General features: G+C 69.4%; 14 protein-coding genes. 1 reads left to right on the top strand and 13 read right to left on the bottom strand.

The features are described 5' to 3' along the window. Positions 1-93: 93 nt before the first annotated feature. From V7026_RS04185 to V7026_RS04210, 6 genes are all read right to left on the bottom strand, one after another. Entirely contained in the window at positions 94-1,221 is a 1,128-nt protein-coding gene (locus tag V7026_RS04185; protein ID WP_334154031.1) for an acyl-CoA dehydrogenase family protein, read from the bottom strand. 58 nt (positions 1,222-1,279) lie between these two features. Then, positions 1,280-2,467, bottom strand: coding sequence for an acetyl-CoA C-acyltransferase (locus V7026_RS04190; protein WP_334154032.1), 1,188 nt, complete (start codon positions 2,465-2,467; stop codon positions 1,280-1,282). Beyond that, positions 2,464-4,353 (bottom strand): bifunctional isocitrate dehydrogenase kinase/phosphatase, encoded by a 1,890-nt coding sequence (gene aceK / locus V7026_RS04195; protein ID WP_334154033.1) that lies wholly within the window; start codon positions 4,351-4,353, stop codon positions 2,464-2,466. Before aceK ends, V7026_RS04190 begins: the two co-directional genes overlap by 4 nt. Positions 4,354-4,442: 89 nt before the next feature. Beyond that, positions 4,443-5,624 carry an isovaleryl-CoA dehydrogenase gene (locus tag V7026_RS04200; RefSeq protein WP_334154034.1) on the bottom strand — a complete coding sequence of 394 codons (1,182 nt, stop codon included), beginning with the start codon at positions 5,622-5,624 and terminating at the stop codon, positions 4,443-4,445. Between the two features lie 117 nt (positions 5,625-5,741). Further along, positions 5,742-5,894 carry a hypothetical protein gene (locus V7026_RS04205; RefSeq protein ID WP_334154035.1) on the bottom strand — a complete coding sequence of 51 codons (153 nt, stop codon included), beginning with the start codon at positions 5,892-5,894 and terminating at the stop codon, positions 5,742-5,744. Positions 5,895-5,955: 61 nt separating this feature from the next. Then, on the bottom strand, positions 5,956-6,378 hold the full coding sequence (locus V7026_RS04210) for a MerR family transcriptional regulator (protein ID WP_143968826.1): 423 nt from the start codon (positions 6,376-6,378) through the stop codon (positions 5,956-5,958). A gap of 184 nt (positions 6,379-6,562) precedes the next feature. Between V7026_RS04210 and V7026_RS04215 the strand changes: the two genes are divergently transcribed. Further along, positions 6,563-7,507 carry a prenyltransferase gene (locus tag V7026_RS04215; protein WP_334154036.1) on the top strand — a complete coding sequence of 315 codons (945 nt, stop codon included), beginning with the start codon at positions 6,563-6,565 and terminating at the stop codon, positions 7,505-7,507. 62 nt (positions 7,508-7,569) lie between these two features. Here V7026_RS04215 and V7026_RS04220 read toward each other — a convergent pair whose 3' ends face one another. From V7026_RS04220 to V7026_RS04250, 7 genes are read right to left on the bottom strand one after another with little or no spacing between them, the layout of a single operon-like run. Then, positions 7,570-8,181 carry a M48 family metallopeptidase gene (locus tag V7026_RS04220; protein WP_334154037.1) on the bottom strand — a complete coding sequence of 204 codons (612 nt, stop codon included), beginning with the start codon at positions 8,179-8,181 and terminating at the stop codon, positions 7,570-7,572. 10 nt (positions 8,182-8,191) lie between these two features. Next, positions 8,192-8,953: a lysophospholipid acyltransferase family protein gene (locus V7026_RS04225; RefSeq protein ID WP_334154060.1), complete on the bottom strand. Its 762-nt coding sequence runs from the start codon at positions 8,951-8,953 to the stop codon at positions 8,192-8,194. Positions 8,954-8,955: 2 nt separating this feature from the next. Continuing rightward, complete coding sequence (gmhB, locus tag V7026_RS04230; RefSeq protein ID WP_334154038.1) at positions 8,956-9,576, bottom strand: D-glycero-beta-D-manno-heptose 1,7-bisphosphate 7-phosphatase; 621 nt, start codon at positions 9,574-9,576, stop codon at positions 8,956-8,958. A 9-nt stretch (positions 9,577-9,585) separates the two neighbouring features. Beyond that, complete coding sequence (gene glyS, locus V7026_RS04235) at positions 9,586-11,712, bottom strand: glycine--tRNA ligase subunit beta (RefSeq protein WP_334154039.1); 2,127 nt, start codon at positions 11,710-11,712, stop codon at positions 9,586-9,588. Further along, positions 11,709-12,629, bottom strand: coding sequence for a glycine--tRNA ligase subunit alpha (glyQ, locus tag V7026_RS04240; protein ID WP_334154040.1), 921 nt, complete (start codon positions 12,627-12,629; stop codon positions 11,709-11,711). The genes glyS and glyQ overlap by 4 nt, the downstream gene beginning before the upstream one ends. 12 nt (positions 12,630-12,641) lie before the next feature. Further along, the gene (lnt, locus tag V7026_RS04245; RefSeq protein ID WP_334154041.1) at positions 12,642-14,246 is read right to left on the bottom strand and encodes an apolipoprotein N-acyltransferase; all 1,605 of its coding nucleotides are present in this window, start codon (positions 14,244-14,246) and stop codon (positions 12,642-12,644) included. Further along, complete coding sequence (locus V7026_RS04250; protein ID WP_334154042.1) at positions 14,243-15,106, bottom strand: HlyC/CorC family transporter; 864 nt, start codon at positions 15,104-15,106, stop codon at positions 14,243-14,245. The genes lnt and V7026_RS04250 overlap by 4 nt, the downstream gene beginning before the upstream one ends. Between the last annotated feature and the right edge of the window lie 35 nt (positions 15,107-15,141).

Genomic DNA, 15,141 nt, shown 5'->3' on the forward strand with positions numbered 1-15,141 from the left:
CCTGTAACCCAGGCGTCATGACCACCGATCCGGAAATTTACAGAAAAGAGGTTGCGCAATCCCCGCGGACGGCAGCAGCGCCGCGGGCGCGCGTCACAGGGCGCGCTGGATCAGGATTTTCTGCACGTCGCTGGTGCCCTCGTAGATCTGGCAGACGCGCACGTCGCGCCAGATACGCTCGACCGGAAAGTCGCGCACGTAGCCGTAGCCGCCCAGCGTCTGGATCGCCACCGAGCAGACCCACTCGGCCGTTTCGCTGGCGATCAGCTTGGCCATCGCCGCCTCCTTCAGGCACGGCTGGCCGGCGTCGCGCAGCGCCGCGGCGTGCCAAGTGAGCTGGCGCGCCGCCTCCAGCCGCGCCGCCGCCTCGGCCAGGCGAAAGCCCACCGCCTGGTGTTCAAAGATCGGCTTACCAAAGCTCTCGCGCTGCTTGGCGTAGTCGATCGCCACCTCCAGCGCGCTGCGCGCCATGCCGACGCTTTGCGCCGCAATCCCGATGCGCCCGCCCTCCAGCGCGGACAGGGCGATTCGGTAGCCCTCGCCCTCCTCGCCGATGCGATTTTCCAGCGGGATGCGGCAGCCGTCGAAGCGGATCTGCGCCGTGTCGCTGGAGTGCTGACCGACCTTCTCTTCCAGCCGCTCGACGATGTAGCCAGGCGTGTCGGTTGGCACCAGGAAGGCGCTCATGCCCTTTTTGCCCGCGGCCTTGTCGGTGACGGCGATGACGATGGCCACCTGCCCGTTCTTGCCGCTGGTGATGAACTGCTTGACGCCGTCGATCGCGTAGGTGTCGCCGTCACGCCGCGCCGTGGTGCGCAGCGCCGCCGCGTCAGAGCCGACGTGCGGCTCGGTCAGGCAGAAGGCGCCCAGCAGCTCGCCGCGCGCCAGCGGCGTGAGCCAGCGGCGCTTTTGCGCCTGGCTACCGTAGCGCAGCAGGATCGCGCACACCGGGCAGTTGTTGACGCTGATGGCGGTACTGGTGCCGCCGTCGCCGGCGGCGATCTCCTCCAGCACCAGCGCCAGGCTCAGGTAATCCAGCCCGGCGCCGCCGTACTCGGCCGACACGCACACGCCGTAGCAGCCCAGCTCCGCCAGGCCGCGGTGCGCCTCGTGCGGGAAGGTGTGCTCCTGATCCCAGCGCGCGGCATGGGGCCAGAGCTGCTCGCGGGCGTAGGCGCGCACCGCGTCGCGAATCATGTGTTGGTCGTCGGTCAACAGCATCGTCGTCCTAACTTGGGTGGGGCGCGCCGGGCACGCGGCTCGACACGGGGGCGGGAGGTCAGAGCATCTCCAGCGCGATGGCGGTGCCCTCACCCCCACCGATACACAGCGTGGCCACGCCGCGCTTGAGCCCGCGCGCCTTGAGCGCGTACATCAGCGTCACCATGATGCGCGCGCCGCTGGCACCGATCGGGTGCCCCAGGGCGCAGGCGCCGCCGTGCACGTTGACGATGTCGTGGGAGACGCCCAGCTCGGCCATCAGCGCCATCGGCACAACGGCAAAGGCCTCGTTGACCTCCCACAGCTGCACGTCGGCCACCTGCCAGCCCGCCTTGGCCAGCAGCTTGCGCGTGGCGCCCACCGGCGCAGTGGTGAACCAGTTGGGCTCCTGCGCGTGGGTGGCGTGGCCGACGATGCGCGCCAGCGGCGTGCAGCCCAGCCGCTCGGCGGTAGAGGCGCGCATCAGCACCAGCGCCGCCGCGCCGTCGTTGATCGACGAGCTGGACGCCGCCGTGATGGTGCCGTCCTTCTTGAACGCCGGCTTGAGCTGCGGGATCTTGTCGAGCCTGATCTTGCCCGGGCCCTCGTCGCTGGCGACGACGCGCTCGCCGGCGCGCTCCTTGACGGTGACAGGGGTGATCTCGGCCGCGAAGCTGCCATCGGCCACGGCTTTTTGGGCGCGCGTCACCGAGGCGGTGGCAAACGCGTCCTGCTGTTCGCGGGTGAACTGGTACTTGGCGGCGCAGTCCTCGCCGAAGGTGCCCATGCTGCGGCCGGGCTCGTAGGCGTCCTCCAGGCCGTCCAGCATCATGTGGTCATAGACCTTGTCGTGCCCCATGCGGTAGCCGCCGCGGCCCTTGAGCAGCAGGTAGGGCGCGTTGGTCATGCTCTCCATGCCGCCGGCAACCATGACATCCACTGTGCCCGCCACCAGCATGTCGTGGGCAAACATCGCCGCGCGCATGCCCGAGCCGCACATCTTGGACAGCGTCACCGCGCCCGCGCTCTTGGGCAGCCCGGCCTTGAGCACCGCCTGCCGCGCCGGCGCCTGGCCTTGACCGGCCATCAGGCAGTTGCCCATCAGCACCTCGTCCACCGCATCGGGCTGGATGCCCGCGCGCTCCACGGCGGCGCGGATGGCGGCCGCCCCCAGGTCGTGCGCGGCCAGCGCGGAAAAGTCGCCCTGGAAGCTGCCCATGGGGGTGCGCGCGGCACCGACAATGACGATCGGATCGGCTTGGCTCATGCTGTGACTCCTGTCGGATGGGGGGTGGAGGTGGCGGCCGGCGCATTCGCGGCCTCGGCTGTGGGGGAAAGGGGCACGGCGCGCTGCGCGCAGAAACGCCGCTCGCGCTCGTAGGGAAAGACGTCGTGGACATGGCCGGCCAGGATGCGCTCCTTGTGGCCCTGCCAGAAGGCCACATCCAGCAAGTCGCCGTGGTAGCGCATGAAGATGTCACGCACCATCGGGTTGCCCAGCAGGAAGGGGCCGAAGGTCTCGGGGAAGACGTCGTGCGGCCCCACCGAGTACCAGACCTCGCCGCTCATTTCGTCGTCCTCGTCGCGCGGCGGCGGCACCCGGCGGAAGTTGCAGTCGGTGATGTACTCGATCTCGTCGTAATCGTAGAACACCACCTTGCCGTGGCGCGTGATGCCAAAGTTCTTCCACAGCATGTCGCCAGGGAAGATGTTGGCCGCCACCAGGTCCTTGATCGCGTTGCCATACTCGATGACGGCATGCTCGAGCTGCTGGCGCGCGCGCGTGTCATCGGGGTTGGCCTTCAACGCGTCGAAGCATTCCTGCAGGTAGATGTTGAGCGGGATCATGCGCCGCTCGATGTAGACGTGCTTGAGGACGACCTCGACGTTGCCGTCGCCGTTGCGGTCGCCGATCTCGATCTGGCTGGGCGCGAACTTCTGGATTTCCTCGATCAGCTCGTCGGTGAAGCGCTCGCGGGGGAAGCCCACACCGCTGAACTCCAGCGTATCGGCCATGCGGCCGACGCGGTCGTGCTGTTTGACGAGCTGGTATTTGCCGCGAATCTGCTCGCGCGTCGTGTCCTTTTGCGGCGGGAAGTGGTCCTTGATGACCTTGAACACGAACGGAAAGCTCGGCAGGTCGAACACCAGCATCACCATCCCTTTGATGCCGGGGGCGATGCGGAATTGGTCGGTGCTGTGTCGCAGGTGGTAGAGGAAATCGCGGTAGAAAAGCGTCTTGCCCTGCTTGGCCAAGCCCAGCGCGTTGTAGAACTCCGCACGGGGTTTGCGCGGCATCAAGCTGCGCAGGAACTGCACATAGGCGCTGGGCACTTCCATGTCGACCATGAAGTAGGCCCGCGCGAAGCTGAAGATCATCAGCAGATCGTCCTCGCCATGCAGCAGCGCGTCGATGACGAGCCGCCCGGCCGCCCCGTGCAGGATGGGCAGGGCGAAGGGCACCTCCTGAAAGCCGTTGATCAGCTTGCCCACCGCGTACGCCCCTTTGTTGCGGTAGAACAGGCTGTCCAGCACCTGAATCTGGAAATTGGCCCGCAGACGGCCATGGTCGAACAACGGCCGCAGCGCCGCCAGAACGTCGGCCACGTCGCGCGCCAGGTCCTCGAACGGGACGCGCAGGCCAAAGTCCTCGATCAAGCGGGTCAGGGTCGCGGGCAGTTCATCGACCGATTTGGGGTAGTAGCAGCGGTAGGTGGTGTGCGATTTGGGGTCTTCCGGCTCGATGTACTCGGTGCTGATGGCCGGCCGCACAAAGATGAAATCGTTCTGGAAATAGCTGCGGTGCAGAATTTTGGTCGTGACCGAGTTGAAGAAGGTCTCGGCCAGCTCCGGCTGGCGGTGGTCGACCAGCATGCCGATGTAGAGCAGCTTGACCTGCTGCCACACCTCCATCGGCTGCTGCGAGGCGTGGAACTCCCGCTCCAGGCGCGTGACGCACTCCTTGACGCGCAGGTCGTAGAACTCGATGCGCTCGCGCTGCGCCCGCTGCTGGCCTACCCAGTCCGCGGTCTCGAAGCGGTGCTTGGCGCGTGCCGACTCGGTGCGAAAGAGCCGGTAGTGGCGGTTGAAGCCGTCCATCATCGCGCGGGCGATGTCGTAGGCGAGCGAGGAGTCGAGTCGGCGCGGCAGCATGCGGTTTTTCCTACGGCGGTGAACACCGCCCCATCATGACAGATCGATCCCGTGGCGATGCGCGCCCCCTCGCAGGGGGCGCAGAGGCATTACAGGGTCTCCGCGAACAGTTCGCGGCCGATCAGCATGCGCCGGATCTCGCTCGTGCCGGCGCCGATCTCGTACAGCTTGGCATCGCGCCACAGACGGCCGAGCGGATACTCGTTGATGTAGCCGTTGCCGCCAAAGATCTGGATGCCGTCGCCGGCCATCCGGGTGGCTTGCTCGGCACACCACAGGATGACGCTGGCGCAGTCCTTGCGCACCTGGCGCACGTGCGCCGCGCCCAGCCGGTCCAGGTTCTTGCCGACGGTGTACAGGAACGAGCGCGCCGCCTGCAGCGTGGTGTACATGTCGGCAACCTTGCCTTGGATCAGCTGAAACTCGCCGATGCTCTGGCCGAACTGCTTGCGATCGTGGATGTAGGGGACGACGTTGTCCATCACCGCCTGCATGATGCCCACGGGCCCCGCGGCCAGCACGGCGCGCTCGTAGTCCAGACCACTCATCAGCACCTTGACGCCGTTGTTGAGGCCGCCCAGGATGTTCTCCGCCGGCACCTCGACGTTCTGGAACACCAGCTCACCGGTGTGGCTGCCGCGCATGCCCAGCTTGTCGAGCTTTTGCGCGATGGAAAAGCCCTTCATGCCCTTTTCGATCAGGAAGGCGGTGATGCCGCGCGCGCCCAGCTCGGGCTCGGTCTTGGCATAGACCACCAGGGTGTCGGCGTCGGGGCCGTTGGTGATCCACATCTTGCTGCCGTTGAGCAGGTAGTAGCCGCCCTTGTCCTCGGCGCGCAGCCTCATGCTCACCACGTCGGAGCCGGCGCCGGGCTCGCTCATCGCCAGCGCGCCGACGTGCTCGCCGGTGATCAGCTTGGGCAGGTATTGGCGCTTTTGCGCCTCGGTCCCGTTGCGGCGGATCTGGTTGACGCACAGGTTGGAATGCGCACCGTACGACAGGCCCACCGACGCGCTGGCGCGGCTGATTTCCTCCATCGCGATCATGTGCGCCAGATAGCCCATGGCCGCACCGCCGTACTCCTCCTCCACGGTGATGCCGAGCACGCCCAGCTCGCCCAACTTGCGCCACAGGTCCATCGGAAACTGGTCGGTGCGATCGATCTCCGCGGCGCGCGGGGCGATCTCGGCCTGGGCAAAGGCGCGCACCGCGTCGCGCAGGGCATCGATGTCGTCACCAAGCTGGAAGTCGAGGCCGGGCAAGTGGGTCATGGGTCGTCTCCTGGGTTGGGAATCGGGGGTGAAATGGCGGTCAATACGACTTGGGTACCGGCACCAGCGTCTGCTGCATGACCGCGCAGGGGCTGCGCGTGCCGTCGGGGGCCACGGTCAGGCCCGCGTAGCCCCCCGCGATGTCGGCCAGCGCCCCCACGGCGCCGCATCGACCAGCCGCACACCTAGGTGGCGCAACATGCCCTGCCGGGCCAGGCTGGCTGCGACGCGCTCGCGCAGCGCGGTCGGATCGGCGGTGGCAGCGGTCACGGGCGGGGTCTCCGGTGCGGGGCGGGCGGCGCTTTTTAATTGACGTTTACGTAAACGTAAATTATGCCGCTTTTTCGGGCGGGCTCGCCCCGTCGCCTAGGCGGGCCAACAAGGTGCGCGCTTCCTTCTCGTGCACCTTGATCTCGTCCAGCGTGGCCTGCAGATCGGCCATCTGCTCCTCGATCTGACGCCGGTGGGCGGCCAGCACCTGCAAAAACTTGCGCAACTGCGGTCCCGTGTCGCGGGGGCTGTCGTACATGTCGATCAGGTCCTTAGCCTCCGACAGGCTCAGGCCCAGGCGCTTGGCGCGCAGCACCAGTTTCAGGCGCGTGCGGTCGCGTGCGGAATAGACCCGGCTGCGCCCACCCGGCCCTTCTCGGCGCGGGCTGAGCAGCCCCATGTCTTCGTAGAAGCGGATGGCGCGCGTGGTCAGGTCGAATTCGCGGGCCAGATCGCTGATGGTGTAGGTGGTGCTGCTCGCCATGGCGCGTGACGGTGAACGGCGGTGCGCCGAGACGCGGGTCGCCAGATTTGACGTTGACGTAAACGTCAATGCAGGCGCGATCTTACGGCAGAGTGCGCCCGGGCGACAGGGGGCGGGCCGGCGAAACACCGAAAGAGACATGGAGCACATCGCAGCACGCCGCGGCTTGGCTATAGTGATACCCATGTCGGTATCCCCCAACACCCCATTGAGCCTGTCCGCGGCGTGGCGGCTTGGTCGCCCGGGTTTTCTTTGGGTGACCGTGGCCGGCGTGGCGCTGGGCCTGGCGATGGCAGCGGCCTGTGGCTGCGGATTCGACCCGTTGCGGGCGGGTGTGACGCTGGCGCTGGCGGCGACGGCCCACGCGGCGGCCAACATCTGGAACGACTACCACGATGCGCTGAGCGGGGCGGATGCCCTCAATCCGGCGCCGCTGTCGCCGTTCACGGGGGGCTCGCGCGTGATCCCCGATGGGACCGCATCGCCCGCCCACGCGCGGCGCCTGGCGCTGGGACTGACGGGGTTGGTGGTGTTGGGCGGGCTGTGGCTGGCCCTGACGGCGGGCGGTGGGTTGATCGCCATCGGGCTGGGCGGCTTGCTGCTCGGTTGGGCCTATTCGGCACCGCCGCTGAGGCTGATGGCGCGGGGCGCGGGCGAGCTGACGGTGGCGCTGGCGTGGTGGCTGGTCGTCCTGGGCGCTTACTACACCCAGCGCGGACAGTGGCTGATCGTGCCCATGGTGTCGGCCATCCCCTTTGCGCTGCTGGTGGCGGCCATCTTGCTGGTCAACGGGCTGCCGGATGCCCCCTGGGACGCCCAGGTGGGCAAGCGCACGCTCGCGGTGCGCCTGGGCCCGGTCGGCGTGGCAGCCGTTTACACGGCGCTGGTGGTGTCGGCCCACGGGGCCTTGGCAGCGGCGGTGCTGGGCGTGATTGCGCCAGAGACGGCGTGGTGGGGGCAGGCCTCGCTGCCGCTGTCGCTGGCGGCGGCAGCCCTGTTGTGGCGGCATGTGGCCACGGGCCAGCCCGTGGCCATGCTACGCCCGGTGATTGGCCTGACCATCGGCGCGGCGTTGGTGCACGCGTTGGCGCTGGCGAGCGCCTTCGCGGCCATCGCCCGGTCGCTCTGACGGCACGCGCAAGTCCGTCGGGCAGCGCGCTGGGGCCGATTAAGGCCGCCCCGTCGGGGGGATCAGCCGAGAGCGTAGCACCGCAGGGCCGCGCGGCGCTCGGCGTAGTCCGGCAGCACCGCGGCGACCAGGGCCCAGAAGGCGGGGCCGTGGTGCATCTCGCGCAGGTGCGCCAACTCGTGCACCACGACGTAATCCAGCAGCTCCACCGGCAGGCACACGAGCCGCCAGTTGAGCAACACCGTGCCCCGCGTGCTGGCACTGCCCCAGCGCGTGCGCGCCGACGACACCCGCAGCGCCGCCGGGCGCACGGCCAGCAGCGGGGCGTAGTGGGCGACGCGCGCGGCAAACAGCGCGCGCGCCTGCGCGCGCAGGGCGGGTGTCGGCTCGGGCCAGGCGGGGCGCGGCCGGTTGGCCTGACGGTGCAGATGGGCCAGCACCCAGGCCGCCTTGCGGCACAGAAAGCCTTCGATTTCCACCCACGCGGCCCAGCGCGGGGCGCGCACGCTCAGGCCGTTGGGGCCGACTGACAGAACGATGGTCCGGCGCGCGCTGCGCCGAAACTCGTACGCGATGCGCACACCGTGCAGCTCGATCTCGCGGTTGGCGCGCGGATGCGCCCAAGCGGATGGCGTCGCCGGCGGTTGCGGTGGGGCAGCGGGCAGCCGCGACACCCGACGGCCCTCAGGCGGCCAGCGCCACCTGGCGCTCGTCGCGGTAGGCCTCGGGGTCGAGGCGGCGCATCTCGGACTCGATCCAGTCCTCGACCTCGCGCATCAGCGCTTCGGGGTCGCGGCCATCACTGGGGATGGGCCGACCGATGGAAAACACCACCGTGCCCGGCCGTTTGACGATGGCCCGGCGCGGCCAGCAGCGGCCCGACGTGACGGCGATCGGGATCACCGGCGCGCCGGTCTGCACCGCCAGGCGGGTGCCGCCGGTCTTGTACTGGCCCCGGACGCCACGGGCGACGCGGGTGCCCTCGGGGAACATGATCACCCAGGTGCCGCGCGCCAGCAGCCGGCGCCCCTGGTCCACGACCTTGTTGAAGGCCTGCGCCCGTTTGGCGCGGTCGATGTGCACCATGTCCAGCCGGCCCAGCGCCCAGCCGAAGAAGGGCACATAGAGCAGCTCGCGCTTGAAGACGAAGGCCAGCGGATGGGGCATGAGCACCGGCAGGCAAAACGTCTCCCACGTCGATTGGTGCTTGGCCAGCAGGATGGCGGGGGCCGTCTCGCCGACGGGCAGGTTCTCCCAGCCGATGACCTCGTTGCGGATGCCCAGCATCCAGCGCGCGGCCCAAACCTGCAGCCGCACCCAGCCCACGCAAAACCAGTACAGCCGGTTGGCCGAGACGAAAGGGGACATGAGGACCGCGGCCGTGGCCCACGGCACGACCGTCACCCCCATGAACAGCAGATGGAACCAGGAACGCAGGATATTCATGATCATGGGCGCGCTGCTACCATCCCCCCTGTGGGCCCTTCCGCCGCGCGGGCCGCCGGCGCATGGCGGGCGATGAGGGCGTCGGCAAAGGCCAGTAGGTCGTCGTGGATGGTGACGCCTTCGGGCAGACCGACCGGGCGGGTGCCATCGCGATGCGCGGCCGACTGGCCGGTCAGCACGAGATGGGTATTGCAGCCGGCGGCCACCCCGGCGCAGGCGTCGCGCACCGAATCGCCCACGACCACCAACTGCGCCGGCGCGATGCCGTAGCGGACGGCAATCTGCAAAAACAGCCCCGGCGCGGGCTTGCGGCAGCCGCAGGCGTCCTCCGGCGCGTGGGGGCAGAAAAACACGGCGTCGATGCGCCCACCCACCCCGGCCAGCGCCTTGTGCATGCGGGCATGCACCGCGTTGAGGGTGTCCACGTCGAACAATCCGCGCCCCAGCCCCGACTGGTTGGAAGCGACGACCACGCGCCAGCCGGCCTCGTTCAGGCGCGCAACCGCTTCCAGCGCGCGGGGCAACGGCTCCCAATCGTCCGGGCCGTGCAGAAAATCTTCCGGATCCCGGTTGAGGGTGCCATCGCGATCGATGACGACCAACCGCAGGTCACGCACCGGCATGGGTTGCCTTCAGGCCGCCAGACGCGACAGATCGGCCACGCGGTTCATGGCCTGGTGCAGCACGGCCAGCAGCCCTAGCCGGTTGGCGCGCAGGGCGGCGTCGTCGGCGTTGACCATCACCCCGTCGAAGAAGGCGTCCACCGGCGCCTTGAGCGCCGCCAAACGCTGCAAGCTGCCGGTGTAGTCGCCCGCGGCATACGCCGCATCGGCGGCGGGCTGCACGGTCTGCAGGGCCTGGTGCAGGGCTTGCTCGGCCGGCTCCACCAGCCGGGCCGGGTCCACCTGGGGCTGCACGGCCGCCTCGGCCTTGCGCAGGATGTTGGTGACGCGCTTGTTGGCGGCGGCCAGCGCCGGCGCCTCGGGCAGCGCGGCAAAGGCGCGCACCGCGGCCAGCCGGCGCGGCACCTCGCGCAGTTGCGCCGGGCGCAGCGCCAGCACGGCGTCCACCTCTTGCGCGCTGTAGCCCTGCTCGCGCAGGTTCACGGCCAGACGGTCGTAGAAAAACGCGGTCAGCGCCTCGCGCGGGTCGCGGATGCGGTCGCCAAACACCGGCACGGCCGCGTCGATGAGGGCGGACAGATCCAGCGGCAGGTCGCGCTCGATGAGCATGCGCACCACCCCCAGCGCATGCCGGCGCAGGGCGTAGGGGTCTTTGTCGCCGGTGGGCAGGCTGCCGATGCCGAACAGCCCGACCAGCGTTTCCAGCTTGTCGGCCAGGGCCACGCACAGGCCGACGGGGTTGCGCGGCAGGTCGTCGCCGGCAAAGCGCGGCTTGTAGTGGTCTTCGATGGCGTCGGCGACCGCATCGTCCAGCCCGTCGTGCCGGGCGTAGTAGGCCCCCATGATGCCTTGCAGCTCGGGGAATTCGCCCACCATGTCGGTCAGCAGATCGGCCTTGGCCAGCAGGGCCGCCAGATCGGCCTGGCGCACCAGGGTGTCGTCGCCCAGGCGCGCGGCGATGGCGCGCGCGATCGCCCCCACGCGCTCCACCCGCTCGCCCTGGGTGCCCAACTGGTTGTGGTAGACCACCTTGGCCAGCCCGAGCACCCGCGACTCCAACGGGCGCTTGCGGTCCTGATCGTAGAAAAACTTGGCGTCGGCCAGCCGCGGGCGCACCACGCGTTCGTTGCCGACGATGACGGCACTCGGGTCCTGCGGCGTGATGTTGCTCACCACCAGAAAGCGGTGGGTCAGCCGCCCCTGCACATCGAGCAGCGGGAAGTACTTCTGGTTGGCCTTCATTGTCAGGATCAGGCACTCCTGCGGCACTTCCAGAAAGGTCTCTTCGAACTGGCAGACGAGCACATTCGGGCGCTCGACCAGCGCGGTCACCTCGTCCAGCAGCGCGTCGTCCTCGATGGGCCGGCAACCGCCGCCGACGCGGGCCGCGGCCTGCGCGAGCTGGCGCTGGATCTCGGCGCGGCGCTCGGCAAAGCTGGCGATGACGGCGCCGTCGCGCGCCAAGGTCTCGGCGTAGGCATCGGCGTGCGGCAGCTCGATCGGGTCGCGCGCGGCCTCGAAGCGGTGGCCGTGGGTGTGGCGCCCGGCGGTCAGCCCTAGGGCCCGCACCGGCACCACCTGCCCCCCGTGCAGGGCGACCAAACCGTGCGCGGGACGCACGAAGTGCACGCTGCTCCAGCCGTCGGCCAGTTGATAAGTCATGACCTTGGGGATGGGCAGGCGGCGCAGCGCCTCGTCCAGCGCCTTTTGCAGCCCGACGTCCAGGGTCACCCCGGCCACCACGCTGTCCCAGAACAGCGCCTCGGCCTTGCCATCGGGCTGGCGGCGCAGCCGGGCGGTCAGCGCTGCGGAGTCGGTCGTGTCCACACCCAGGCTAGTGAGCTTTTTGAGCAGGGCGGGCGTTGGCCGACCCTGCGCGTCCAGGCCCACGGCCACGGGCATGAGCTTGAGCTGCACCGCGCGGTCGTCCGCCTTGGCCCGCACACCGCTCAGGTGCGCGGCCAGCCGGCGCGGGCTGGCGTAGGGGGTCAGCACGGCGTCGGCATCGACCAGGCCCTGGTCGCGCAGCTGGTCGGCCAGCACGCGGCCAAAGGCCTCGCCCAGGGTCTTGAGCGCCTTGGGCGGCAGCTCTTCGACGAACAGCTCCACCAGCAGGTTTGCGGTCCGGGTCGTCATGCGGCCCCCTTTTTCTCGAGCTGACCGAGCACGTCGTCGGCCCAGGCGCGCGGTGCCATCGGGAAGCCGAGCCGCGCGCGGCTGTCCAGATAGCTCTGGGCGACGCTGCGCGCCAGGTTGCGGATGCGGCCAATGTAGGCGGCGCGCTCGGTCACGCTGATCGCGCCGCGCGCGTCCAGCAGGTTGAAGGTGTGCGCGGCCTTGAGCACCTGCTCATACGCCGGCAGAGCCAGTTGCTGTTCCATCAGGTGCTTGGCCTGCCGCTCGTGCGCGGCAAAGGCGGTGAACAAAAAGTCCGGGTCCGAGTGCTCGAAGTTGTAGGTGGACTGCTCCACCTCGTTCTGGTGGAACACGTCGCCGTAGGTCAGGCCGGGCGCATAGGTCAGGTCGTAAACGTTTTCCACGCCCTGCAGGTACATGGCCAGCCGCTCCAGACCGTAGGTGATTTCGCCGGTGATGGGCTTGCAATCGATGCCGCCGACCTGTTGGAAGTAGGTGAACTGCGTCACCTCCATGCCGTTGAGCCAGACCTCCCAGCCCAGGCCCCAGGCACCCAGCGTGGGGTTCTCCCAGTCGTCCTCGACGAAGCGGATATCGTTGCGCCGGAGGTCGAAGCCCAGTGCCTCCAGGCTGCCCAGGTAGAGTTCCAGGATGTTGGCCGGCGCGGGCTTGAGCACCACCTGGTACTGGTAGTAGTGCTGCAGGCGGTTGGGGTTCTCGCCATAGCGGCCGTCCTTGGGGCGGCGGCTGGGCTGCACATAGGCGGCTTTCCACGGCTCGGGGCCAATGGCGCGCAAAAAAGTCGCGGTGTGGCTGGTGCCCGCCCCCACCTCCATGTCGTATGGCTGCAGCAGCGCACAGCCCTGGGCGTCCCAGTACGACTGGAGCTTCAGGGTGATCTGTTGGAAGGTCAGCATAAGCGCTCGATTCTACGGCGCGCCCCGGCGCGGCCGCCTCATCCAGCCCAGCGCCAGCACCGTCACACAGGCGGCCACCAGCGGCCACAGGCCCCATCGCGCGGCCCAAGCGGCATAGGGCGTGATGCCGGTGCGGGCCTCGACGGTCGCATCCAGCACACCGCGCTGCCCGCGCGGCAGCTCCGCCACCAAGCGGCCGCGGTGGTCGATGACGGCGGTGGCGCCAGTGTTGGTGGCGCGCACCATGGGCCGACCCAGCTCCAGCGCCCGCAGCCGCGAGATGTGGCGGTGCTGGTCGATGGCCACCGTGTCCCCAAACCACGCGATGTTGCTGACGTTGACCAGCACGGTGGGGGCCGAGGCCGGACCGCGAAAACCCGCAGCCAGTTCCTCGCCGAACAGGTCCTCGTAGCAAATGTTGGGCGCGATGCGCTGTCCGGCCCACGCGAACGGCGGCTGGGGCAGCGCGCCGCGGTCGAAATCCCCCAGCGGGATGTGCATCAGGTCGGTAAACCAGCGAAAGCCGCGCGGGATGAACTCGCCAAACGGCACCAAATGGTGCTTGTCGTAGCGATAGCGGCTCAGCGCCGCAAAGGGGTCGAGACCCGCGTCGGTCGCGGGCTCGCCCGGCTGCCAGCCGACGACCGAATTGGTGTAGCCATCGGTAAAACTGCCCAAGGGCACGCCCAGCAGCACCGCCACGCGGCCGGCGCGCACGGCGCCCGCGAGCGCGTGCCAGTAATCGGCGTCGATGTCCTGCGGCAGCAGGGGAATGGCCGTCTCGGGCGCGACGACCAGACCGCCCGCCAGCTTGGGGTCGGCGCTGGCGTGGACGATGGCCTGCCCGTACCAACGCAGCGCCAGGGGGACGCCCGCCTCGGTGTCGAATTTTTGGTCTTGCGCGATGGCCCCCTGCAGCAACCGCACGGGCAGGGGGCCCGCGGCCTGGGTGGCGTCGGGCAGCGCCGCAACCAGCCCGGGGCCGGTGGTGGGCACCACCCACAGGGCCAGCGCCAGCACGCCCGCTCCAGCGCGCAGCACAGCCCCCCCCAGTACCAGCGCCGCGGCCAGCGCGGCCGACGCCGCCCCCATGCCATAGACACCGACCCAGGGTGCCAGCCAGCCCAGCGCCTCGATCTGGGCGTACCCCCCGGCACCCCAGGGGAAGCCCGTCCAGAGCACGCCGCGGGCCATCTCGGCCAGCGTCCACAGTGCGGCAAACGCCCCCACCCGCGCCGCGACGCCCGCGTGACCCCAGCGCCACCACACGGCGGCGGCCAGCGCGTAGTCCAGCGCCAGAAAGGCCGCCAGCGCCAGCACGGCCGCGACCGCCAACGGCGCGGCCAGCCCGCCGTAGACGTGCATGGAGACGAACAGCCACCAGAAGGTGCCCGCCAGCCACGCGAGGGCAAAGCCGCCCGCGCGTACCGCAGCGGCAAAAGCGGTCTGCGCGCGGGCCAGCAGCGCAACCAGCACTAACAGACTCGCCCCCTGCAGTCCGGCCACCGGCTCGCCGGGGCGCAGCCACGCTCCGAGCGCCAGCTCGAAGGGCCACGCCAGCGCCGCCGCGTGCGCCAGCCCGGCCAGCACGACCGCCGCGCCGACCCGCCCCCTCATGCGGCCGTCTGCCGCGTGACCTTGAACCAGCGCACCGCGCCGCCGCGCGCGTGCTGCACCTGGAACACCAACCCCGCGGCCTGGTGGGATTCGCCCCGTCGGGGCACCCGCCCCATGGCGTGGGCCACATAGCCGCCGATGGTGTCGAAGTCCGACTCCGGCAGCGCAACCTGGAACCACTCGTTGACGCGCTCGATGGGCGTGTCGCCGCTCACCCGCCAGGTGCCGTCGGCCAGCGCAAAGATGTCGCCCTCTTCCTCGTCCTCGTCGAACTCGTCCTCGATCTCGCCGACGATTTCCTCCAGCACGTCCTCGATGGTGATGAGGCCGGCGACGCGCCCGAATTCGTCGATGACGATGGCCAGGTGGTTGCGGTTGCCGCGAAACTCGCGCAACAAGTCATTCAGGCCCTTGCTCTCGGGCACGAACACCGCCGGCCGCAGCAGGGCGCGCAGATTCAGCTCTGGCGCGCGCTGCAGCTTGAGCAGGTCCTTGGCCAGCAGGATGCCGATGATGTTTTCGCGCTCGCCCTCGTAGACCGGAAAGCGCGAATGCCCGGTGTCGATGACGGTGTTGAGCAGCTCGCCGTAGGGGGCGTGGATGTCGAGCACGTCCATGCGCGGGGCGGCTACCATCACATCGCCCGCGGTCATGTCGGCGATGCGGATGACGCCCTCGAGCATCACGCGCGACTCGGCGTCGATGACGTCGTTGTCCTCGGCCTCGGCCAGCGTCTCGATGAGCTCGTCCTTGGAGTCCGGCCCCGGATGCAGAAACTCGGCGAGCCGCTGCAAGAAACTGCGCTTGTCCTCATGCCGCACGCCAGCGTGCGGCCCCGGAGAGTGGGAAGAATCGGCCACGGGTGTGGTCAGGGGTTGCGACGGGCTCTAGGATA

Origin of the sequence: Tepidimonas sp., assembly GCF_036825565.1 — a bacterium.
In the GTDB taxonomy this organism is placed as follows: Bacteria; Pseudomonadota; Gammaproteobacteria; order Burkholderiales; family Burkholderiaceae_C; genus Tepidimonas.